20 protein-coding genes and 1 tRNA gene are annotated in these 20,915 nt (G+C 59.2%); 5 read left to right on the forward strand and 16 right to left on the reverse strand.

Translation table 11 applies throughout. The features are described 5' to 3' along the window. Positions 1 to 75 precede the first annotated feature (75 nt). Positions 76 to 828: a cytochrome c biogenesis CcdA family protein gene (locus tag J3R80_RS02205; RefSeq protein WP_275392257.1), complete on the reverse strand. Its 753-nt coding sequence runs from the start codon at positions 826 to 828 to the stop codon at positions 76 to 78. Positions 829 to 955: 127 nt separating this feature from the next. On the opposite strand from J3R80_RS02205, the gene J3R80_RS02210 reads away from it, so the two are divergent. After that, on the forward strand, positions 956 to 1,183 hold the full coding sequence (locus tag J3R80_RS02210; protein WP_275392258.1) for a sulfurtransferase TusA family protein: 228 nt from the start codon (positions 956 to 958) through the stop codon (positions 1,181 to 1,183). A gap of 49 nt (positions 1,184 to 1,232) precedes the next feature. Here the strand turns inward: J3R80_RS02210 and J3R80_RS02215 are convergent, their stop codons facing one another. Together J3R80_RS02215 and J3R80_RS02220 are read right to left on the reverse strand one after the other, a co-directional pair. Continuing rightward, on the reverse strand, positions 1,233 to 3,998 hold the full coding sequence (locus tag J3R80_RS02215) for an Rne/Rng family ribonuclease (protein ID WP_275392117.1): 2,766 nt from the start codon (positions 3,996 to 3,998) through the stop codon (positions 1,233 to 1,235). Between the two features lie 587 nt (positions 3,999 to 4,585). Further along, the gene (locus J3R80_RS02220) at positions 4,586 to 7,126 is read right to left on the reverse strand and encodes a PBP1A family penicillin-binding protein (protein ID WP_275392118.1); all 2,541 of its coding nucleotides are present in this window, start codon (positions 7,124 to 7,126) and stop codon (positions 4,586 to 4,588) included. A gap of 184 nt (positions 7,127 to 7,310) precedes the next feature. Between J3R80_RS02220 and J3R80_RS02225 the strand changes: the two genes are divergently transcribed. Next, positions 7,311 to 9,137, forward strand: a complete 1,827-nt coding sequence (locus tag J3R80_RS02225) for a M3 family oligoendopeptidase (RefSeq protein WP_275392119.1) — start codon at positions 7,311 to 7,313, stop codon at positions 9,135 to 9,137. A gap of 57 nt (positions 9,138 to 9,194) precedes the next feature. Here J3R80_RS02225 and J3R80_RS02230 read toward each other — a convergent pair whose 3' ends face one another. From J3R80_RS02230 to J3R80_RS02260, 7 genes are all read right to left on the reverse strand, one after another. After that, positions 9,195 to 10,241 carry a cytochrome-c peroxidase gene (locus J3R80_RS02230; RefSeq protein WP_275392259.1) on the reverse strand — a complete coding sequence of 349 codons (1,047 nt, stop codon included), beginning with the start codon at positions 10,239 to 10,241 and terminating at the stop codon, positions 9,195 to 9,197. A gap of 177 nt (positions 10,242 to 10,418) precedes the next feature. Beyond that, the gene (locus J3R80_RS02235) at positions 10,419 to 10,979 is read right to left on the reverse strand and encodes a hypothetical protein (protein ID WP_275392120.1); all 561 of its coding nucleotides are present in this window, start codon (positions 10,977 to 10,979) and stop codon (positions 10,419 to 10,421) included. Positions 10,980 to 11,128: 149 nt separating this feature from the next. After that, positions 11,129 to 11,398 (reverse strand): DksA/TraR family C4-type zinc finger protein, encoded by a 270-nt coding sequence (locus tag J3R80_RS02240; protein ID WP_275392121.1) that lies wholly within the window; start codon positions 11,396 to 11,398, stop codon positions 11,129 to 11,131. Positions 11,399 to 11,409: 11 nt separating this feature from the next. After that, on the reverse strand, positions 11,410 to 12,399 hold the full coding sequence (locus J3R80_RS02245) for a Gfo/Idh/MocA family oxidoreductase (RefSeq protein WP_275392122.1): 990 nt from the start codon (positions 12,397 to 12,399) through the stop codon (positions 11,410 to 11,412). Between the two features lie 76 nt (positions 12,400 to 12,475). Next, positions 12,476 to 13,372 carry an RNA polymerase sigma factor RpoH gene (gene rpoH, locus J3R80_RS02250; protein WP_275392123.1) on the reverse strand — a complete coding sequence of 299 codons (897 nt, stop codon included), beginning with the start codon at positions 13,370 to 13,372 and terminating at the stop codon, positions 12,476 to 12,478. Between the two features lie 181 nt (positions 13,373 to 13,553). After that, positions 13,554 to 14,999 carry a cardiolipin synthase gene (gene cls / locus J3R80_RS02255; RefSeq protein WP_275392124.1) on the reverse strand — a complete coding sequence of 482 codons (1,446 nt, stop codon included), beginning with the start codon at positions 14,997 to 14,999 and terminating at the stop codon, positions 13,554 to 13,556. Between the two features lie 23 nt (positions 15,000 to 15,022). Next, positions 15,023 to 16,069 (reverse strand): RluA family pseudouridine synthase, encoded by a 1,047-nt coding sequence (locus tag J3R80_RS02260; RefSeq protein WP_275392125.1) that lies wholly within the window; start codon positions 16,067 to 16,069, stop codon positions 15,023 to 15,025. On the opposite strand from J3R80_RS02260, the gene J3R80_RS02265 reads away from it, so the two are divergent. Continuing rightward, positions 16,068 to 16,403 (forward strand): DUF6476 family protein, encoded by a 336-nt coding sequence (locus tag J3R80_RS02265; RefSeq protein ID WP_275392126.1) that lies wholly within the window; start codon positions 16,068 to 16,070, stop codon positions 16,401 to 16,403. The two genes, J3R80_RS02260 and J3R80_RS02265, sit on opposite strands and share 2 nt — an antisense overlap. 31 nt (positions 16,404 to 16,434) lie before the next feature. Here the strand turns inward: J3R80_RS02265 and J3R80_RS02270 are convergent. Beyond that, a tRNA-His gene (locus J3R80_RS02270) sits at positions 16,435 to 16,511 on the reverse strand. A gap of 106 nt (positions 16,512 to 16,617) precedes the next feature. Between J3R80_RS02270 and J3R80_RS02275 the strand changes: the two genes are divergently transcribed. Beyond that, positions 16,618 to 16,827: a DUF6324 family protein gene (locus tag J3R80_RS02275; protein WP_275392127.1), complete on the forward strand. Its 210-nt coding sequence runs from the start codon at positions 16,618 to 16,620 to the stop codon at positions 16,825 to 16,827. Positions 16,828 to 16,909: 82 nt separating this feature from the next. Here the strand turns inward: J3R80_RS02275 and J3R80_RS02280 are convergent, their stop codons facing one another. Continuing rightward, a complete protein-coding gene (locus J3R80_RS02280; protein ID WP_275392128.1) occupies positions 16,910 to 17,368 on the reverse strand; it encodes an MmcB family DNA repair protein in 459 nt (152 codons plus the stop codon). A gap of 369 nt (positions 17,369 to 17,737) precedes the next feature. Between J3R80_RS02280 and J3R80_RS02285 the strand changes: the two genes are divergently transcribed. Continuing rightward, positions 17,738 to 18,877: a PQQ-dependent sugar dehydrogenase gene (locus tag J3R80_RS02285; RefSeq protein WP_275392129.1), complete on the forward strand. Its 1,140-nt coding sequence runs from the start codon at positions 17,738 to 17,740 to the stop codon at positions 18,875 to 18,877. Positions 18,878 to 18,895: 18 nt separating this feature from the next. Here the strand turns inward: J3R80_RS02285 and J3R80_RS02290 are convergent, their stop codons facing one another. The 4 genes from J3R80_RS02290 to J3R80_RS02305 form a co-directional block, all read right to left on the reverse strand. Next, entirely contained in the window at positions 18,896 to 19,369 is a 474-nt protein-coding gene (locus tag J3R80_RS02290) for a hypothetical protein (RefSeq protein ID WP_275392130.1), read from the reverse strand. Positions 19,370 to 19,489: 120 nt separating this feature from the next. After that, positions 19,490 to 19,789 (reverse strand): hypothetical protein, encoded by a 300-nt coding sequence (locus J3R80_RS02295; RefSeq protein WP_275392131.1) that lies wholly within the window; start codon positions 19,787 to 19,789, stop codon positions 19,490 to 19,492. Between the two features lie 107 nt (positions 19,790 to 19,896). Next, complete coding sequence (nusB, locus tag J3R80_RS02300) at positions 19,897 to 20,364, reverse strand: transcription antitermination factor NusB (protein WP_275392132.1); 468 nt, start codon at positions 20,362 to 20,364, stop codon at positions 19,897 to 19,899. Next, positions 20,361 to 20,912: a 6,7-dimethyl-8-ribityllumazine synthase gene (locus J3R80_RS02305; RefSeq protein ID WP_275392133.1), complete on the reverse strand. Its 552-nt coding sequence runs from the start codon at positions 20,910 to 20,912 to the stop codon at positions 20,361 to 20,363. The genes nusB and J3R80_RS02305 overlap by 4 nt, the downstream gene beginning before the upstream one ends. Positions 20,913 to 20,915 lie beyond the last annotated feature (3 nt).

A 20,915-nucleotide genomic window follows, 5' to 3' on the forward strand; every position in this document is an offset into this window, starting at 1 on the left:
CCGGCCTGTCTGCTTCGACCTGCAGACTAGCCGGAAAAACAGGCGAAATTAAGCCCTTATCTGGCAGGTCCGCTGTCAGCCAAGCGTGGCCAAGGCCGGGAAGGTTTCAAGCAACCAATAGGAAAATCGCGAAAAGCCACCGGTCAGCATCATCAATCCGATGGTCCACAAAAGCAGACCCATAATCCGCTCGATCCGCTCCATATGTCGTTTCATGAAGTTCATGACGCCGGTCATACGGGGGAAAAAGGCTGCGACCAGAAGGAACGGGATGCCCAGCCCCGCCGCATAGATCGCCAGCAATGTTGTGCCCCGCGCGATGGATCCTTCGGATGCTGCCAGCGACAGGATCGCGCCCAGCTGCGGGCCGATACAGGGTGTCCAGCCAAAGGCGAAGGCCAGCCCCAGAAGATAGGCGCCGAACGCGCTCCCCCCTTGGTCGCCAGCATCAAGCCGCGCCTCGCGATTGAGGAACGGGATCGAGATCACGCCCAAAAAATGCGCCCCGAAAACCATCACGACGATACCGGCGAAAGTCGAGAAAAGCTGTTGATTTTGCAGGAAAAACGCCCCGAACGCCGAGGCTGCAAAGCCAAGAAACAGAAAGACGGTGGACAGACCCATCACGAAAAACAGCGCGGCCAGCGTTGCTTTGCGCGCGGCGCTTCGCCCCTCGCTCATCTCGCCCATGCTGACACCGGACATATAGGCAAGATAGGGCGGCACGATGGGCAGGACGCAGGGGCTGAGAAAGCTCAATATCCCCGCCACAAAGGCGATGATCAGGGCCGGCAGCAGGCTGGCGTCGATAAGGTCAAATCCAAACATACCCACCACATAGCGCGGGAAATGCGCGCCGTCACCTGCCGGATCGTCACAACTGCGCGACATATTGGTACACCCGACAATCGGACGCGCCGATGGACAGAACCGCGCCAAACGCCTATGGGAAGATATGGAGTTTGACGACGATCTGGACGCATTGGGGCTGCTCTGCCCCCTGCCCGTTTTGAAGGCGCGTAAGCGTTTGAAGTCGCTTGAGAAAGGTCAGGTTCTTCGGGTGCAAGCAACCGATCCGGCCGCCGTGATCGACGTGCCGCATTTCTGTGCCGAACAGGGTCATGAGTTCCTGGGCCGCGAAGAGAACGGGACGGCCACGCATTACTTCATCCGCAAAGGTTAAGCCCAAAATGAAAAAGCCGGGCGATGCCCGGCCTTTCCTTTTCTTCGGTTTAGCGGCCCAGTGACCACCACCCCTTGCGCTTCGGCTTCGGCGGTTCGTCGGCTTTCGCCTCGGGCTCGGGCGCGGCGGCCGGTGCGGCGCTTGCCATTGCCGGTTCCGGCACCTTCTCGGTGGACGGCGCGTCATCTGCCACCTCGTCGACCTTCTTCTTGCGCGACGTGGTCGCCCGTTTGCGTGGCGCTTTCTTGGGTTTCGCGTCGGCTTCCGGCGCGGCCTCTTCGGCTATAGGAGCATCCTCGCCCGCCTCGTCCTTGGCCTTCTTGGCGCGGGACTTGCGCGCGGGTTTCTTGGGGGCGTCCTCGACCTCGGCGTCGGCCTTGGCATCATCGGTCGCAACCTCTTCCGCCTTCGCCTTTGTGGCCCGTTTACGCGGGGCGCGCTTGGGTTTCGGCTTCTCCTCCGGCTCGGCGTCCGCCACCTCGGATGTTTCCTCAGCCGGGGCGTCGGCAGCCGCGACGGCCTCGTCATCGGCTTTCTTCGACCGGCGGCGCGGGGCGCGTTTGCGCTTGGGCTTGTCCTCGGTGCCTTCGGCAGAGGTTTCGGCCTCGGCCTCCGTTGCCGCGTTGTCCTTGGCCTCTTCCGCCGCGCCGTTCTCCTCCGACGCCTCTTCGTTCTGGTTGTCCTGACGCGCGTCGTCCCCATTGGACGACCGACGACGGCGACGACGGCGGCGACGTTTCTTGGGCTTCTGTTCTTCCTCGACAGTGTCCTCGGACACGACTTCGGCCTCTTCGACCTCGTCAATATCTTCCATCAGAGAGGCATCGACCGACACGACAGGCGCGGTTGCTTCCGGCACTGTGCGGGTCGCCGTCTTGAACTTCTCGATCGAATAGTCAGGCGAGATCAGGAACGGATCAGCCTCGATCCGAACGGCCATACCATAGCGCGCTTCGATCTGCGCGATATGTTCACGCTTGTTGTTCATCAGGAAATTCACGATGCCGACAGGTGCTTTCACCAGAACCTCGCGTGACCGGCGGCGCACACCTTCTTCTTCCAACTGACGCAGGATCGTCAGCGCAAGGTTGTCGTCCGAACGGATCAGACCGGTGCCGTGGCAATGGTTGCATGGCTGCGTCGTGGCTTCGATCATGCCCGGGCGCAGACGCTGGCGCGACATCTCGGCCAGACCAAAGCCCGAAATGCGGCCCACCTGAATACGCGCACGGTCCGTTTTCAGCTTGTCTTTCAGACGCTTTTCAACCGCATTATTGTTGCGGCGTTCTTCCATGTCGATGAAGTCGATCACGATCAGCCCGGCAAGGTCGCGCAGACGCAGCTGGCGTGCCACCTCTTCCGCGGCCTCGAGGTTGGTTTTCAGCGCCGTTTCCTCGATCGAGCCTTCCTTGGTGGCGCGACCAGAGTTCACATCGATCGCCACCAGCGCCTCGGTCACGCCGATCACGATATAGCCACCGGATTTCAGCTGCACGGTCGGGCTGAACATCCCCGACAGATAGCTTTCAACCTGGTAGCGCGCGAACAGCGGCATCTGATCATGGTACAGCTTCACGTTCTTCGCGTGGGACGGCATGATCATCTTCATGAAGTCTTTGGCGGTGCGATAACCTGCCTCGCCTTCCACGAACACCTCGTCGATCTCGCGCGAATACAGATCACGGATCGAGCGTTTGATCAGGTTGCCTTCTTCATAGATCTTCGCAGGGGCTGTGGAATTCAACGTCAGTTCGCGGATCTGCTCCCACAGCCGTTGCAGATATTCGTAATCGCGCTTGATCTCCGACTTGGTGCGCTTGGCCCCAGCGGTACGCACGATCAGACCTGCGCCCTTGGGCACATCGATCTCGGCGGCGATTTCCTTCAATTTCTTGCGGTCGGCGGCGTTGGTGATTTTGCGGCTGATCCCGCCCCCGCGCGCGGTGTTGGGCATCAGGACGCAGTAACGACCGGCCAGCGACAGATAGGTGGTCAGCGCCGCACCCTTGTTGCCGCGTTCTTCTTTCACGACTTGCACCAGAAGGATCTGGCGCACCTTGATCACTTCCTGGATCTTATAGCGTTTCGGGCGCGGTTTGCGGCGCGGACGGATGTCTTCGACGGCATCATCATCGGCGACGCTTTCGATCTGGTCATCCTTTTCCGAGGCATCCAGCGGTTCATCATCCTCGTCGTCATCGCTGTCGCTGTCGTCGTCGGAATCGTCTGACTTGTCCGCAGACGCATCGTCGGCATCAGCGACTTTTTTGGCGTCATCGGTGTTTGCGCCGTCCTCAGGCTCTTCAACCGGCGTTTCATCAACGCGTTCCATCGGCGACTGACCTTCAAGGTCATCTTCTTCGCCATTGTCCAGATCAATGACGTCCATGCCCGACCCCGTGGTCTCGACCTCTTTGGTCACCACGGCATCATCGGACTTGGCGTCCTCGGCCTTGGCACGAGACCGGCCACGCGACCGACGACGGCGCGATTTGGGTTTTTCTTCTTCCGCGGCCATGGCTTCGGCATAGGCGCGCTCTTCTTCCAAGAGCGCCTCGCGATCCGCGACGGGGATTTGATAGTAATCTGGATGAATTTCGGAAAAGGCCAGAAAGCCGTGGCGATTGCCGCCGTAATCCACGAAAGCCGCCTGCAACGACGGTTCGACCCGCGTTACTTTGGCCAGATAAATGTTGCCAGCGAGTTGGCGTTTGTTTTCGGATTCAAAGTCAAATTCTTCAACCTTGTTCCCGTCGACCACCACAACGCGGGTTTCTTCCGCGTGGGTGGCATCGATAAGCATCTTCTTGGGCATGTATTCTTTCCGCACCCAAAACGCGCGCCCTTCCAGGCGGAAGCGCACGATTTTCGGGGTGTCTTGTCAGGGCGAAGCGATGCGTGGGATACGGCAACAAAGTCAGGGGCTTGCGCCCCGCCTTCTGTGTTTGCTCGTTCCTCTCGCGCATCATCGCGTTTCTTCTCCGGTCGCGCTTGCAGGTTCTGGAGTGGCCAGAAACCCGTGCGCGGCCCATTCTTTTGCCCGGTCTGTTGTCAGACATCGGGCGGATTTTCGGATCCAGAACAAAGGCCTTGCGGGCTCTACCGTCCTTGATCGTCAATTTCGCGCTCTGGCAGCCAGCCCATGATCGGGCGCGTTCCAAAGCATTCTCGGCTTGTTTTGCCCCGGCCTGCGGCATTGGCCATCATTCGGTCAGCAAAACAACGAAACTCTCGCGGTGGTCGGGCGCGAACGCGCGATCCACCGTAGATGGACCATACGTGGTCCGGGGTTGGAATGACAATGGGCAAAATGCACATCGGTGCAGATGAGTGAACACAACATGGCGCAAAGCGGGCCACTGGCACGCTTGCTCCACCCTCGCAACGCCTTACCGGGGCCTGTTAATAAAGGCCGCCCGAGGACAATGACCCGAAATCGGCCTTGTCCGGCACCACGACCGTCTTGCCGGTCGAGGTCTGGACCCGCGTTGACCCGCCATCGGTTTCGCCACGATCAAACATGGGCAGATTGGCCCCCATCGCGAACCCACCGTCGAACATCACGCCAAACAGCGGCTCTTCCCCATCTCGGAAATACTCGGCGACCACGTGATCACCGGACGCATCTGGCGGCAAGCGTGCACCGGTGAAACGGTCGATCTTGATGAAATGGCCACCGGGCGGCACCTTGAATTCACCGCCACCATATTCCTTGACCGCCTCAAGCATGAAACGCTGAAACACCGGGCCGCACATCCCGCCACCGGACGTTCCGGGCATGGTGCGTGGGCGATCATAGCCGACGTAGCACCCCGCCACGATATTCGAGGTAAAGCCAATGAACCAGGCGTCATGCTCATCATTGGTCGTGCCCGTTTTACCTGCGGTAGGCACCGGCAGGTTGACCACACTGCGGGCCGTGCCGCGCTCGACAACGCCGCGCATCATTGATGTCAACTGATAGGCGGTGATGGCGTTCATAACGCGTTCGCGATCCGACACGATCTGCGGCGCCTGCCCGCTGGCAAGGGTCGGGTCGCTGCAATCGGCGCATTGTCGGCTGTCATGGCGATAGATCGTTTTGCCCCATCGGTCCTGTACACGGTCCACCAGCGTGGGTTCGACCCGCTCGCCACCATTGGCGAACATCGCATAGGCCGCGACCATGCGGAACAATGTGGTCTCTTCCGCACCAAGCGAGTTGGCGAGGAATTGATTCATGCGGTCATAGACACCGAACCGCTCGGCATAGCCCGCCACGGTGTCCATGCCGATCTCCTGCGCCAGACGAACGGTCATCAGGTTACGCGACTGTTCGATCCCGGTGCGCAGGGGAGTCGGACCGTAGAACCGGTTGGAATAGTTCTTGGGCCGCCAGATCTTTCCGCCCGCGACCACTTCGATCGGGGCATCGATCACAATCGTGGCCGGGGAAAACCCGCTGTCCAGCGCGGCGGCATAGACGAAGGGCTTGAAGCTTGACCCCGGTTGGCGCGTGGCTTGCGTCGCGCGATTGAACACCGAATGCTGATAGCTGAAGCCACCCTGCATGGCGATCACACGCCCCGTGTTCACGTCCATCGCCATGAACCCGCCCTGCACTTCCGGCACCTGCCGCAATGTCCAGCGGATGAAGCTGCCATCGTCATCCTTGGTCATCCGGCGCACATGGACAACCTCGCCCACCCGCACCAGATCACCGGCGACCTTGGCCCGGCGACCAAGGCTGCCATCTTCTTCCAGACGACGCGCCCACGTCACGTCCTTGGCGGGGATCCAGTGGCCGTCCTCATCCTCGTCCACGCCTTCGATGCCGATGCGGGCATCATTACCGCCAACCTCAAGCACCACCGCCGGATACCAGCCTTCGATGTCGCGCGGGAAACGGGTGTCGGCCAGCGCGGCACGCCAGGCCTGTTCGTCGCCAAGCACATCCTGCGGCAACGTCACGCCAGTCGGGCGCCAGACGCCGCGGCTGCGGTCATAGCCTTCCAGCCCGATCCGCAGGCTTTTCGCCGCCACGTCCTGCAAATCCGGATCGACGGTCGCACGCACTGTCAGGCCGCCGGTAAAGAACTCCTCTTCCCCGAAATCGCGGCTAAGCTGGCGACGGATTTCATCGGTGAAATAGTCGCGCGACGGCAATGCCTGCCGGAAGGCCGGGAAATCGCCGTTCTGAACCGAGCGCAGGGGCTTTGCCACCTCGGCGTCGTAAGTCGCCTTGTCGAGATATCCGTTCTGGTTCATCTCGCGCAGGACATAATTGCGCCGCGCCAGAAGGCGTTCTTTGGCGCGCACCGGGTGGAAATTGCTGGGCGCTTGCGGCATCGACGCCAGCGTGGCGGCCTCGTGCGGCTCCAGCTCGTCCAGCGTCTTGTTGAAATAGGTCTGCGCCGCGGCGGTCACACCATAGGAATTCTGACCCAGAAAAATCTCATTCAGATACAGCGCCAGAATCTCGTCCTTGGACAAGGTGCTTTCCAGGCGCACCGACAGGATCAACTCCTTGATCTTGCGTTCCGCCGAGCGTTCCGAGCTGAGCAGGAAGTTCTTCACCACCTGCTGCGGAATGGTCGAGGCCCCGCGCAGCTTACCGCCACGCGCCGCTTCAATCGCGGCGGCGGCGATCCCGCGTGGGTCAAACCCCGCATGGGTATAGAAGTTTTTATCCTCGGCCGAGATGAAAGCGTGTTTCACAAGGGCCGGAATCTCGTCTGACGGGGTGAACAGACGACGTTCGCGCGCGAACTCGTCCATCAGCTGCCCTTCGCCGGAATAGACCCGGCTGATCGTGGCAGGCGTGTAGTTGGCAAGCTGCTCGTGGCTGGGCAAGTCCCTGGAATACATCCAGAAAACACCGCCGATTACCAACGCGGCCATAAAGACGGCCAGCGTTATGCCGGTAAAGACGGCACCGAATATGCCAAGAATGAATCTGATCACGCGCGCACCCTCGAAAAACTGCTACCTTCCTATAAAGGGACCGGTGGGCCGGGTCAAAACCCCTTGGCGGGGAAAATCGGCCATTTTGCGCCCTTTGCCGCGACGTGCCTCCGATCCGGCCGGGCGGATTGCAACTGCCCTTCCCCCGTCCTATGTCTTGAGCCAGACAACAACCGGAGGTCCGATGCTTACCACCCTTCCCTTTCCCGTCCGAGATGCCAATGCACAAACCGGTGATATTCCGCTTGAAGGGCTGCCCGAATGGGATCTGAGCGACCTTTACACCTCTGCCGATGCGCCGGAACTGACCCGCGACATGGAATGGCTTGAAAAAGCCTGTGCAGACTTCGCCGCCACCTATCAAGGCAAATTGGCCGCGCTGGATGCAGACGGCATGCTGGGCTGCATCGACGCTTATGAAAAGATCGACCTGATCGGCGGGCGCATCATGTCCTTTGCTGGCCTGCGCTATTATCAGAAAACCACCGACGCTGACCGGGCGCAGTTCCTTCAGAACTGTCAGGAACAGATCACCGTGTTCACGGCGCCGCTGGTGTTTTTCTCGCTGGAAGTGAACCGGATTGACGACAAAGTGCTGGACGGGTGGTTTGCCGATAATGCGGCGCTGGCCCGATACAAACCCATCTTCGACCGGCTGCGCGCGATGCGCCCCTATCAGCTGTCCGATGAGTTGGAGCAGTTCCTGCACGACAAATCCTCGGTCGGGGCGTCCGCCTGGAACACGCTGTTTGACGAAACCGTCGCGGGGCTGATGTTTACGGTGAATGGCGAAGAACGTGGGCTGGAAGCCACCGCCAACCTGCTGACCGACAAGGACCGTGCGACCCGCGAAGCGGCCAGTCACGAGATCGCGCGTGTTCTGGGGGAAAACATCAAGATTTTCTCGCGTATCCACAATACGTTGGCAAAAGAAAAAGACATCGAAGACACATGGCGCAAGATGCCCACGCCTCAGACCGGGCGGCATTTGTCCAACCATGTTGAACCCGAAGTGGTTGAAGCCCTGCGCAACGCCGTCGTCGCCGCCTATCCGCGCCTGAGCCATCGGTATTACGAGCTGAAGCGCAAATGGCTGGGGCTGGACGTGATGCAGGTTTGGGACCGCAACGCCCCCCTTCCGATGGAAGACGACAAGCTGGTCAATTGGCCAGATGCCGAAAAGATCGTCATGGACGCCTACGCCGATTTCGACCCGCGCATGGCCGAGATTGCCGCCCCCTTCTTCTCGAAAGGCTGGATTGACGCGGGCGTGAAACCGGGCAAAGCCCCCGGCGCCTTTGCACACCCGACCGTCACCGACGTGCACCCCTATGTGATGCTGAACTATCTGGGCAAACCGCGTGACGTGATGACGCTGGCCCATGAACTTGGCCACGGTGTCCACCAGGTGCTGGCCGCGGATCAGGGCGAAATGCTGTCATCAACGCCGCTGACGCTGGCGGAAACCGCATCCGTCTTTGGTGAGATGCTGACGTTCCGAAAACTCCTTGGCGAAGCTAAAACGCAAGCCGAGAAGAAAGTTATGCTGGCGGGCAAGGTCGAAGACATGATCAACACGGTCGTGCGCCAGATCGCGTTCTATGACTTCGAATGCAAACTGCACGAGGCACGCGCGGGCGGCGAATTGACCCCCGACCAGATCAACGACATCTGGATGAGCGTTCAGGGCGAAAGCCTTGGCCCGGCCTTTGAATTCATGGACGGCTATGAAACCTTCTGGGCCTATATCCCGCATTTCGTCCATTCGCCGTTCTATGTCTATGCCTATGCGTTTGGCGACGGGTTGGTGAACGCGCTTTATGCTGTCTACGAAGACAGCGGCGCGGACTTCCAGGACAAGTATTTCGACATGCTGAAAGCTGGCGGATCGAAACACCACAAAGAGCTTCTGGCCCCGTTTGGCCTCGATGCCTCGGACCCGAAATTCTGGGATAAAGGGCTGGCGATGATCGAAGGCTTCATCGACGAATTGGAAGCAATGGAAGACTGAGCAATATGAAAGGGGCGCACGGGGCGCCCCTTTCCTTGTCTGTAACTTGTGCGCGGATCAGTTCGGGATCACTTCGCCGGTCGGGCGCGGGGTGGTCGCAGTCTCAGCCGGCAGAAGCGGATAGGTGACCTCTGGCAGCGTTCCGGTCAGGCTGTCCAGAAACGCGACAAGCTGATCGGCCGTGGCCCCGTCAATCTCTTCCCCCAACTGGCTTTCTGCCATGATCTCGACCGCCACTTTCAGATCCCAGACCTTGCCGGAATGGAAATAAGGCGCGGTCAGCGCGATGTTGCGCAGGGGCGAAGCACGGAAGACATATTCGTCATCCACCGTTTCGGTCACGGCAAACCGCCCCTTGTCCCCTTCCGGCAGAACATCCGCGCCGGGTTTTTCGATCAGGCCGAAGGGATAATATCCATGCCCGCCGACATTGACGCCCGAATGGCAGGACGCACAGCCCAGATCCATGAACTTTTCAAGCCCGGCCAGTTGCAGGTCCGACATGGCGTTGTCGTCGCCATTCAGCCAGGCATCGAACGGGGCCGGTGTGATCAGCGTTGCCTCGAACGCCTCGATCGCCTTGGCGAAGTTGTCGAATGTGATCGGATCAGCCTCGCCTTCGAAGGCGGCCCCGAACCATTCAACATATTGCGGCATCGAATTCAGCGTGGCGATCACGTTGTCAGGCGTGTTGGCCATCTCGACCCCGGCCTGCACCGGACCTTTGGCCTGTTCGGCCAGGTCGGCGGCACGTCCATCCCAGAACTGCGCTTCGTTAAAGACCGAGTTCAGCGCGGTGGGCGAGTTGCGCGGCCCCTTCTGCCAACCATGCCCGATCGAGGTTTCAAGGTTGTCGTCCCCACCCGTGGCAAGGTTGTGGCAAGAGTTACAGGAAAACACGCCCGACGCAGACATCCGCGGATCGAAGAACAACGCTTTCCCCAGATCGACCTTGGCTTCGGTGATCGGGTTGTCATTCACCGCCGGCACAGTCGAGGGCAGCGGTTTGAAGGTCTCCAGCGCCGCGTCGCGTAAGTCATTGGCACAAGCCATGTTTGCGACGGTAATCAACAGGCCACTGGCAAGTGTCAGTTTTCCAAACATCATTCTATTCTCCCAAAAAGCGCGCGCTGGGAGGAGTTTAGAATTCACAGATGCCTATACGTTGATTTAGATCAATTCTAATTTAGAATTATTCTAAATATCTTAACAGGTGAAAGGCTGCGCCGCGGGACGGTCCACACCGCGCAGCCTTCCGATCTCGTTGACAAATTGGCGCAATTACGTGACAGCCGGGCACAACACGCGCCGCGACGGATGCGAAACCCTACGATATCCAAACATCACCACAAGCGCGCTCAGCAGCAGAACCAGCCCGGCTGGCACCGGCACCGGGGCGACCGTGATGATATATGCGCCACTTGCGATGATGCCATCAAACGCAACCGCATTGAACGCCGCGAAGACAGGCGGTGTCACGTTGTCGATGGCTGTTTCAAACTCAAGAACGCAATCCCCGGCCGGACATCCAGGCGCAGCAACCGAATTGGAAAAATATCCAAACAAGCTGCCCGCAGCGGCAATGTCATTGTTGACCGGATCATAGAGCGGCGGCATCGCAGCGTCGGGCGTATCAAAGGTGACGCCCCCCAAAGTGATCGAGAAATCGCCGACAGCCCCCCCGCCCATTGGCGCGGTGAAGGTCGTGTTCTGTCCGCCCATCGCGATGTCATAGGTGACAGTGGCGGCAGTGGCAGGCGCGGCCAACACCCAAACAACAAGAAGAGCAACGAGTTTAATCGGAACAAAATCGAAAATAGACATAGAAATAAGGCGTTTCATTGAAGTTTCTCCTTCTGAAAACACCTCACATCATATCATTGTTTACGAAAATATCCAAATCACACCAAAGCGCCGCTTTTGTTGCACATGCTCTGCCAATCTATCACGGGTGTTGGGCGATCCCGTTCCGTCTGGGAATTGCCGTCTCGTTATTTCAGCTGGCTGTCTTTCGACCCACGCCGATTGAAGCCAGGGCGCGCTTTGAAGGCCGCATCCCGTTCCTGCATGCAGTCGATACACAGTTTGACGCCCGGAACAGCCTTTCGCCGCGCTTCGGGAATTTCTTCTTCACACTCGGCGCAATGCGTGCGGCTTTCGCCCACCGGCCCCTTGTTGGCCTGCATCCGTTTCAGTTCATCCTGAACCGAGGCATCAATCTGTTCCTGAACCGCGCCATCGCGCGCCCATCCGCCAGCCATTTCACCCTCCGTCAGCCAATATCCACAGCCACGTCAAACACGCGATCAATCATCGCCTGCGTGCCGCGTGAAAACTCCAGCGGGCACGGATAAGCCGCACCTTCGTGCACCGCGCGGCCAAAGTTTTCGACTTGCAGGATATAATGGTTGGTTTGTGGCCAGCTTTCAATGGTCCGGGTGCCGTCAGGCCGCCGCACTTCAAGCTCCGCCTGCCCGAAGACGCCCGGATTAAAGGGCGCCGTCAGGCGGATTTCTCCGGCATCGCCTTGAAACACAACCTCTTGCCGTGGGCTTAGCCGCATGGATGTGATTGCGGAATAGGTGAACCGCCCCAACGGTCCTTCCATCTCGCCCACCACCTGCGCCCAGGTGTCCACACCGTTTTCAGTCTTGATGCGCGCCGAGATTTCGGCGGGCTCGGCGCCAGTGACAAAACGCACCGAGGAATAGGTATAGACACCGATATCACGGATCCCGCCGCCCCCCAGATCGGGGTCGTTACGCACGTTCTTGGTATCCGTTCGGTTGTCATAGCTAAACGCCGTGTCGACATGATCGACCCGACCAATCGCCCCTGACTGCACCAAGTCCCGCGCGCGGATCCACTGGGGATGATGCACGATCATATAGGCTTCGGCGATCAACAGGCCGGTTTTGTCGCGCAGGGCGGTCAGGTCGTCAATCTCTTCTGCTTTCATCGCAATTGGTTTTTCCACCAGCACATGCTTGCCAGCGCGCGCCGCCTTATGCGCCCATTCGACATGCAAAGAGTTCGGCAGAGGGATATAAACCGCGTCAATATCCGGATCATCCAACAGGGCGTCATAGCTCTCGTGAACTTTAAGTTCAGGTCGAAACAATTTGAAACCTTTTGCTTTTTCGAGACTGGATGTCGCAAGCGCGGTAAGCTGGGCATTCCCCGCTGCGTGGATCGCTGGCCCCATGTGGTTAAGCGCGAATTTCGACGCGCCCAATATGCCCCAGTTCAACACCTCACCCATGATCAATCCCCCCAACAAGCAATGGCCGACCCAACGTAACGTGGGTCGGCCATGTGGTAAATCTGAATGATCCGGATCAGGCTTGTTCCAGAAGCCCCTTCTCGGACGCCAGCTCCTGCATCCGTTTCTGCAGCTTTTCGAACGCGCGCACTTCGATCTGGCGGATGCGTTCGCGGCTGACATCATAGACGCCAGACAGATCCTCAAGCGTTACCGGCTTATCCTGCAGCCGTCGCTGGGTCAGGATGTCTTTCTCACGGTCATTCAACACGTCCATGGCCTTCGCCAGCAGTTCGCGACGCACCTGCAATTCGTCTTGTTCGGCATAGTCGCCAGCCTGGTCGGCGTCTTCATCTTCCAACCAATCCTGCCACTGCATCGTTCCTTCGCCATCGGCCGACACCGTCGCGTTCAGAGATGCGTCGCCCCCTGACAATCGGCGGTTCATTGAAATCACTTCGTCTTCCGTGACGTTCAGATCATTGGCAATCCGGGCGACGTTTTCAGGGCGCAGATCGCCCTCTTCCAGCGCGCCGATGCGGGCCTTGGCCTTGCGCAGGTTAAAAAACAGCTTTTTCTGCGCCGAGGTCGTCCCCAGTTTCACCAATGACCAGGACCGCAGGATATACTCCTGAATCGAGGCACGAATCCACCACATGGCATAGGTTGCCAGGCGGAAGCCTTTTTCCGGGTCAAACCGTTTCACCGCCTGCATCAGGCCCACATTAGCCTCGGAAATCACCTCGGCCTGCGGCAGACCATAGCCGCGATAGCCCATGGCGATCTTGGCTGCCAGACGCAGGTGCGAGTTCACCATCTGGTGCGCCGCATCACGGTCCTGATGGTCCACCCACCGTTTGGCCAGCATGTATTCCTGTTCCGGCTCAAGCATCGGGAACTTCCGGATTTCCTGAAGATAGCGGTTCAAGCCACCTTCCGGCGTTGGGGCTGGCAGATTTTTGTAATTGCTCATCGTGGCTACTCTCCCTCACTTTACCCGCAATGTTGCGAGGCTTAACATCGAGATAAGCCCTCGCAGCGCGAAATCAAGCGAAACGTCAATATATTTCTTGATCAAGATATGGCCCTCCCAACGCGGAAATGGAAGGGAATGACATCAAACCTCACAACCTCGTGCAGTAAGTTGCAGTGGGTTAAAGCAACGGGGACAACATGCCGATGCTGTTGATCAGAATGCGGCGCGGCACCGACCAGTTCACAACCGTGTCCGCCTGAACCTGCAGCGAGACATTCATAAACGCCTCTTGCTTGTTGCTAAGATCGGAAACCACATCAGGATTGACCAGCATCATGCTGTTTTCATAGTTTAAATCGAAACTTCTTTGATCCAGGTTTGGCGAGCCTACCAGGGCGGCAGTGCCATCGACGCTCAGAATCTTGGCATGCAGCAACCCCGGTTGAAACTCGTGAATCTCGACCCCGGCTTTCAGCATCGATCGATAGAAACTGCGCGAGGCAAAGGCGACGATCAGACTATCATTGGTAGCAGGCACGTTCAGCCGCACGCGAACCCCGCGCAAGGCGGCCGCACAAATCTGTTGGTGCAGCGCTTCGGACGGTACGTAATATGGGGTCGTGATGATCACCTCGTCCTGCGCCGCGGCCAGCAACATTTGCATCATGTCAGGCACCGCCTGAACGCTTTCGGTTGGCCCCGTCCCAGCCATTACCGCGGGAAACCCGTCCTGTGGAACGCTCGGCACGTGATCCAGACAGTCCGAGATATCATCGCCCCCATGCACCATCCAGTCGGACACGAAAAGTCGCTGTGCCTGCCAGGCGACCGGCCCGGTCACGCGCAGCATAACATCAACCCACGGCGCATATTTTGCTTTCACCCGAAACGCCGCATCTGCGCAGTTCTGACTGCCGACATAGGTGGTGGCATGGTCGATCACCACGATCTTACGGTGATTGCGGATATCCAGCCTGCGAAAGAAGGCGGAAATCAGCGGAAACCGGAAAGCAAAGGCGATCACGGTGGCAACCCCACCCGCTTTCATCCGTCGCCACAGCGGATCATACAGCAACCGCCGCGAGCCCAGCCCGTCCACGATCACCCGCACCTTGACCCCACGTGCCGCCGCCCGGATCAGCGCTTCGGCCACTTTGGTGCCGTTGACATCCGCCAGCCAGATATAGAACAGAATGTGCACATGGTCGGTGGCTGCATCTATGTCAGCCACCAACCAGTCAATGCTTTCATTGCTGTCCGTGGTCACGGTTGCACGATTGCCCGGCACCGGCTGAAACCCGTTCACCGAGGCCGCGCGGGCAAAGGCCTGGCGATAGAGAAGCGGAATGTCAGCGTCGGGCAACGCCTGTGCCGGACGTTTCGGAAGCTCATGCCGTAAATCTTTGAGTTTCTTATCGGATTTTCGATCCGCGCTGGTGTCGCCCAGAAAGAAATACGCAATCACACCAAGCGCCGGCAGGGTCATGATCACCACGCTCCACGCCAACCGGGACGCGGGTGATCGGTGTTCCCGCGTCACCGCGCGTGCGATGGTCGCAATGTCCACCACGAACAGCAGGACAGCCCAGATGGCACCCCAGGATGCCCATGAAAGGTTGGTCATGCTCGCCTCTCGCGTCTCATCTGTCAGCGGGCGCGCGCACCCGTCCGCAGCGTTTCGATCAAGGCCACCATATCCGCGGGCATCGGCGCGTCAAAGCTCAAGTTTTCGTCGGTGACGGGATGCACAAACCCAAGCGTTGCGGCATGAAGTGCCTGACGCGGGAAACTGCGCGCCGCTTCCACCGCCGCGTCGCCAATGACTTTCGCATTCAGCTTGCGCCGCCCGCCATAGGTGGGATCACCGATCAAGCCATGACCGGCATGGGCCATATGCACGCGAATCTGGTGCGTTCGACCGGTTTCCAGCCAACACTCGATCAGCGCCGCCTGCGCCGGATCGCCGAACACCTCGACCATTCGGGCGCGTGTCACCGCGTGGCGCCCGCCGGAAAACAATACCGCCTGTTTCTGCCGGTCTGTCTTGTGCCGCGCCAGTTGCGTGGTGATTTTCAGGATGTTGCCCGGCTCGAAACTCGTGCCTTTGATGCCCCCCAGCCGCGGATCGGCCTTATCCGGCGCGCCATGCGTGACGGCATGATAATGCCGCTCAACGCTGTGAGCTTCGAACTGTTTTGCCAACCCGTGGTGAGCCGCGTCAGACTTGGCCACCACCAACAGGCCCGAGGTATCCTTGTCGATCCGATGCACGATGCCGGGCCGTTTTTCTCCGCCCACACCTGACAAATCGCCGCCAAAATGGTGCAAAAGCGCGTTGACCAAAGTCCCATTTGGCGTGCCGGGGGCCGGGTGCACAACCATGCCCGCCGGTTTGTTTACAACGATCAGATCCGCATCCTCATAGACGATATCCAGCGGAATGTCCTCCGGCCCGATATGGCTTTCCTCGGCCTCAGGCACATGGATTTCAAATGTCTCGCCCTCGACCACCTTCGCGCGTGGGTCGTCCATCACCTCACCCGCGCGCGTCACGGCCCCGTCGGCAATCAGGCGCGCCAGCCGTGACCGCGACAGGTTCGCTTCCTCTGGCACATCACGCGCAATCGCCTTATCAAGACGCTTGGGCGGGTTTTCTGAGATGATCACCTCAACGATACGGTGCGAGGACGACATGAACGACACTCCTGAACAGGATCTGGACGCAGCGCTCGAAGCCTCGGCAGGCCACGGCACGGTGCGCTATCTGAAACGGTTGGTGACAGCCATGACCCTCACCACGATTGTGGGCCTTGTAGTGCTGGTGGGCGTCGTTGTCATGCGTTTCTCGCAAACCACGCCGGATCAACCCGCACTGCCCGCGTTGCCCGATCAGATTGCCTTGCCAGATGGGGTGACGGCCGATGCCGTCACGTTTGGCCCCGACTGGATCGCGGTGGTGGCGGACAACGACATCCTGATCTTCGACCGCGCCAACGGCAACCTGATCAAACGCATCCCGGTGCGCTGAACGCAGGCGGCGTTTTTACTGCTATGGGGGATGGTACCGACACCCCGGCTCGAACGGGGGACCTCTTGATCCACAATCAAGCGCTCTAACCTACTGAGCTATGTCGGCACGCAGGACGCATTTACCCGCCACGCGCAGCCAATGCAAGAGGTCGCCGCTTGAAAAATGCACGAAAGGCCACTAACCCCAAAGGGATATTTTCAGGAGACCGGATATGGGCATCAACGACGAAAGCGACATCGACGCCAACCTTCAGATCGGCCCAACCTCACTTGGGATGGTGCGGCTTTACGTCGAGGGCGGCGGGGTCGAACTGCCGATGGATTTCGAACCGGAAGAGGCCGAGGAAATCGCCGAAGAACTGCGCGTCGCCGCCCAGCAGGCCCGCGCCTTGGCCGACAGTGGCAAATCAAAAAAGAAATAGCCGGTTTCTTCTGGCCGGAAATATCCTGGGGTAGCGTGAAATCCCGAAGGGTTTCGCGCGTAGGGGCAACGCCCCTGACCGATCATATGTTCACAAGCCCCGCCACGCCGGGATCACGAAACCCCTGCAACCTGCGTGCGGCATGGGTCGCAAACTTCTGCACCATCACCTTGCGGCGCGCAGGTGGCAGCTTGTCCTCTGGACCCATGCGGATAACCTCGGCATCGTAACTGTCTGCAATGATCAGCCCGGTTCCCTCGGGCAACAGCTCGGTCGGGAAATCGGCGTCGACTGCCCAGAAATAACGGTCACACCACTCAAGATAGCCCTGCCATTTCTGGTCCGACATGAAGTCCACGCGGGACGACTTGCATTCGATCACCCAGATCTCGCCCTTTGGTCCCAGCGCCATCACGTCCACCCGCAACCCCCGTGTTGGCACCAGTTCTTCAACGGTGACAAACCCATGGCTCAGCATGTGGCGGCACACGCCGCGCGCCAGCAATTGCCCGGGCATCAAGGTCTGATTTTGCGTCTCCATAATGCGAACATGAACAATTCGTGAACATTTTGTCAATGGGACGCTTTCAAGTCCCATCTCTCCCCTTGTAACGCCGTGATGTGCCGCCTATCTAGGACGAGGCGGCTTCTGCCCTTCTCGTCCCACGCGGGTACAATTCCAGTGGCCTTAAGCAATTCCGAGGGAGCTGGCTCTGTCCGGACCCTGGTTCGGTTACCCGGCGCCCACCTGTATATACAGGTCCTCGGGAATTCAGACCCCGACGGATGCGTGCGGTTCCGCCACCTTTTTCTTTCCTGACCTCCCAAGGCTCACGCGGATTTGTTCGCGGCAATCGGGGCGTTGCCCTAGACTGCCAACAATGTCGCATTCATTTCTGCAGGAGGTTCCATGAAAAAACTGTCCCTTGTTGCGGTGTTCAGCCTGTCCGCCCTATTCGGGCAGGTGCAGGTCGGTGCTGCTTTCACCGCGAACGGTTCTTCCGGCAGCACCTTGAACGCAACCGTGGTTGCCAGCTTTGACAGTCCTTGGGCGATGAGCTTCATCAGCGACACCCAGCTTCTGGTGACGACCAAACCGGGGGAAATGTGGCTGGTCTCGACCGACGGTGTGAAACGCCCGATCAAGGGCGTGCCAAGGCCCGTGGTTGGCGGGCAAGGCGGTTTGGGCGACGTGGTGCCGCATCCTGATTTCGCCTCTAACGGTCTGATTTATCTATCCTATGTCGAAAGCCACGATGGCGGCGCGACACGTGGGGCAGTGGTTGTGCGCGGCACGCTTGAGCAAGGGGATCAACCTGCGCTGACCAACATCCAAAGGGTCTGGAGTCAGTATCCCCACCGGTCTGGGTCCGGCCATTTCTCGCACAAGATCGCCTTTGGCCCCAAGGGGTCCGCGCAGGACGGGATGTTGTTCATCACCTCGGGCGACCGGCAGGAACAAACCCCGGCGCAGCGGTGGGACATGGCGCTTGGCAAGGTGATCCGGCTGAACGATGACGGTACCGTGCCCACCGACAATCCGTTTCAGGATCAGGGCGAGCTGGCAAAAACGTTCTGGACAACAGGTCATCGCAATCTGTTGGGAATTGACTTTGATGCGGATGGCCAGCTTTGGACCCATGAGATGGGTCCGCGTCACGGCGACGAATTGAACCTGATCAAGCCGGGTCAAAATTATGGCTGGCCCGTCGTGTCGATGGGCGACAATTACAGCGGCAAAGCCATCCCCGATCACGACACACGCCCGGACTTTACCGCTCCGGCGGCCTATTGGGTGCCCAGCATCGCGCCGGCGGGCCTGGTGATGTATTCGGGAGACATGTTCCCTGATTGGCAGGGGGATGCGTTCATCGGCGGCCTTGTCAGCCAAGCTCTGATCCGGGTCGAGATCAATGGCAACACAGCACGCGAAGCCGAGCGGTTCAGCTGGAACCGTCGCCTGCGCGACGTTGAACAAGGACCACAAGGCGCGATCTGGGTGTTGGAGGATCGGGGCGGAGGGCGGCTCTTACGGCTAACCACCCCGTAAGACGTTGACATCGCCCGGTCAGCTCTGCATTTCGCAGCTATATTCCACCTTGTCGCCATCTTTGGTAAACCACTTGGCGCTGCCTGTGCGCCGGTCAAGCGTGAATTTCCATTCATAGCTCAGGTTGCTGCCCGTGCCTTCGCCATATTGCGCGTTGAATCGCACCGCTTTTGGGCCTGCAATCGCGGTCAGTTTCCCAACCAGATGCTCATGAGCCGTTTTCCAGTCCGTGGTGACAAAAACAAGTGTTGGCACGTCCGCATTGCTTAGCAGCCCCCACCCAGCATTTGGCGCGCAATATGTGTCACCAGACAGGCGTTCGGATGTTATGCAATGCAAAGGTGTTTCAAATCGTGACGGAGACCAAAGAGCGACTGTGATGACATCCTCGTCGCTATTACACAGGATCACTTCTTCGCGCGTCGCAACATCTTCGGCCATTGCACCTGTGGTCAGGCTGGCAACAAAGGCGCTCAATATGATCTGCTTCATTGGCCTTCCTTTGGTAAGGACCGCTGCAACTTATCGAAGGTTACGACAATACCTCATGTCGCGCCGCGACCAAGATCATGGTTTGGGCAGGATCAAATTCGGGGCAAAAGAGGTTGGCGTTCACTTCCGCGACGTGGCGGCCACCCGCGCCGGGATCGTGGTGGCAACTGGCTGGCGTTTGCCGCCTTTGGGCGTGTCGTCATGCTCCATCCGCATGATCACGATGGCAAATTGCACACCTGCGAAGACGATCCCGTTGAACATGAACAGCATCAGGACCGCGATCCAACCGATATCCGACGTGGACACAAGGTGCCACAGATTACCGACATTGGTGTAAAGCAGCAGGGCAACGAAGGTCGCTGACAGGCCAAACCCGATCAGAACCTGTTTGATGTAAAGGCGGACAAGTTTTGGCATGACGATCCCTTTCCTGCTTCGTCCCTAATCTAGCGCATGCGCAGAAGACTTAAAGGGGCAAGCCGTCGCAGGGGCATCCGTCGGTGGATACGCGCAAACCCTTGCCGTCAAAACGCCTCGGGTTTCGCCTCGCGTGCCATGTGATCCAGCACGGCATTGGCAAACTTGCCTTCATCACTTTCCGGGTAAAACGCCTTGGCGACGTCAACGAACTCGGTGATCACCACTTTTGGTGGCGTGTCGCCCTGTGTCAGCTCGGCCCCTGCGGCGCGGAACAGGGCGCGCAGGGTCGGGTCGATCCGTCCGATGGGCCATTTCGCCACCAGCGCCCGATCTGTCATCTGGTCGATCTTGGCCTGATGGTTCACCGCGTCCTCGACCAGTTTGCGAAACAGGCGGCTGTCGCCCTCGGCCATCGCATAATCGTCGAACTCTTCGCCGAAACGATGGTCTTCGAATTCGACCATCACGCGGTCGGCGGTTTGACCCGCAGATTCCATCTGAAACAGCGCCTGCACGGCAAACAGCCGGGCGGCGGATTTCATCTGGCGTTTCTGATTGCCGGAAAGCGTCATGCCTTTGGGGTATCCTTCGTGTCTCCTGCAAGCTTGATCGCGTCCGAGATCGACTTGAACCCGACGCCTTTGCTTGCGCCGGCCCATTTGCGCGAAAGCGCGACCAGATGCAAGGCCGCAGCCGCCGCCCCGCCCCCTTTATTTTGATCTTTCGTGTCCGCGCGCATCTCGGCCTGTTTGCGGTTCTCGACGGTCAGGATGCCGTTGCCGATGCACAAGCCTTGTAGCCCCATCATCTGGATTGCCCGCGAACTGTCGTTGCAGACCGTTTCGTAATGGGTGGTTTCCCCCCGGATCACGCAGCCCAGCGCCACGTAGCCGTCGAAATTCGACAGCCGATCCGCCATCGCAATCGCCGTGGGCACTTCCAGCGCGCCGGGCACTTCGACCAGATCCCATGTGCCACCTGCGGCCTCGATCTCGGCCTTGGCGCCTGCGACCAGATTGTCGGCAATGTCCTTGTAATACGGCGCGACAACGATCAGCAGCTTCACCGGTTTGTCAAATTTCGGACGATCCAGCACATAGTGCTTTTCTGCGGTGGCCATGGT

It is taken from the genome of Aliiroseovarius sp. Z3, from assembly GCF_029105185.1.
Classification (GTDB): Bacteria; Pseudomonadota; Alphaproteobacteria; order Rhodobacterales; family Rhodobacteraceae; genus Aliiroseovarius.

Excerpts from the sequence above, each read along its gene's own strand:
- J3R80_RS02205 (WP_275392257.1), bottom strand. The coding sequence starts at position 828 with ATGTTTGGATTTGACCTTATCGACGCCAGCCTGCTGCCGGCCCTGATC.
- J3R80_RS02210 (WP_275392258.1), top strand. The coding sequence starts at position 956 with ATGGAGTTTGACGACGATCTGGACGCATTGGGGCTGCTCTGCCCCCTG.
- J3R80_RS02215 (WP_275392117.1), bottom strand. The coding sequence starts at position 3,998 with ATGCCCAAGAAGATGCTTATCGATGCCACCCACGCGGAAGAAACCCGC.
- J3R80_RS02225 (WP_275392119.1), top strand. The coding sequence starts at position 7,311 with ATGCTTACCACCCTTCCCTTTCCCGTCCGAGATGCCAATGCACAAACC.
- J3R80_RS02230 (WP_275392259.1), bottom strand. The coding sequence starts at position 10,241 with ATGTTTGGAAAACTGACACTTGCCAGTGGCCTGTTGATTACCGTCGCA.
- J3R80_RS02235 (WP_275392120.1), bottom strand. The coding sequence starts at position 10,979 with ATGAAACGCCTTATTTCTATGTCTATTTTCGATTTTGTTCCGATTAAA.
- J3R80_RS02240 (WP_275392121.1), bottom strand. The coding sequence starts at position 11,398 with ATGGCTGGCGGATGGGCGCGCGATGGCGCGGTTCAGGAACAGATTGAT.
- J3R80_RS02245 (WP_275392122.1), bottom strand. The coding sequence starts at position 12,399 with ATGGGTGAGGTGTTGAACTGGGGCATATTGGGCGCGTCGAAATTCGCG.
- rpoH (WP_275392123.1), bottom strand. The coding sequence starts at position 13,372 with ATGAGCAATTACAAAAATCTGCCAGCCCCAACGCCGGAAGGTGGCTTG.
- cls (WP_275392124.1), bottom strand. The coding sequence starts at position 14,999 with ATGACCAACCTTTCATGGGCATCCTGGGGTGCCATCTGGGCTGTCCTG.
- J3R80_RS02265 (WP_275392126.1), top strand. The coding sequence starts at position 16,068 with ATGAACGACACTCCTGAACAGGATCTGGACGCAGCGCTCGAAGCCTCG.
- J3R80_RS02260 (WP_275392125.1), bottom strand. The coding sequence starts at position 16,069 with ATGTCGTCCTCGCACCGTATCGTTGAGGTGATCATCTCAGAAAACCCG.
- J3R80_RS02275 (WP_275392127.1), top strand. The coding sequence starts at position 16,618 with ATGGGCATCAACGACGAAAGCGACATCGACGCCAACCTTCAGATCGGC.
- J3R80_RS02280 (WP_275392128.1), bottom strand. The coding sequence starts at position 17,368 with ATGGAGACGCAAAATCAGACCTTGATGCCCGGGCAATTGCTGGCGCGC.
- J3R80_RS02285 (WP_275392129.1), top strand. The coding sequence starts at position 17,738 with ATGAAAAAACTGTCCCTTGTTGCGGTGTTCAGCCTGTCCGCCCTATTC.
- J3R80_RS02290 (WP_275392130.1), bottom strand. The coding sequence starts at position 19,369 with ATGAAGCAGATCATATTGAGCGCCTTTGTTGCCAGCCTGACCACAGGT.
- J3R80_RS02295 (WP_275392131.1), bottom strand. The coding sequence starts at position 19,789 with ATGCCAAAACTTGTCCGCCTTTACATCAAACAGGTTCTGATCGGGTTT.
- nusB (WP_275392132.1), bottom strand. The coding sequence starts at position 20,364 with ATGACGCTTTCCGGCAATCAGAAACGCCAGATGAAATCCGCCGCCCGG.
- J3R80_RS02305 (WP_275392133.1), bottom strand. The coding sequence starts at position 20,912 with ATGGCCACCGCAGAAAAGCACTATGTGCTGGATCGTCCGAAATTTGAC.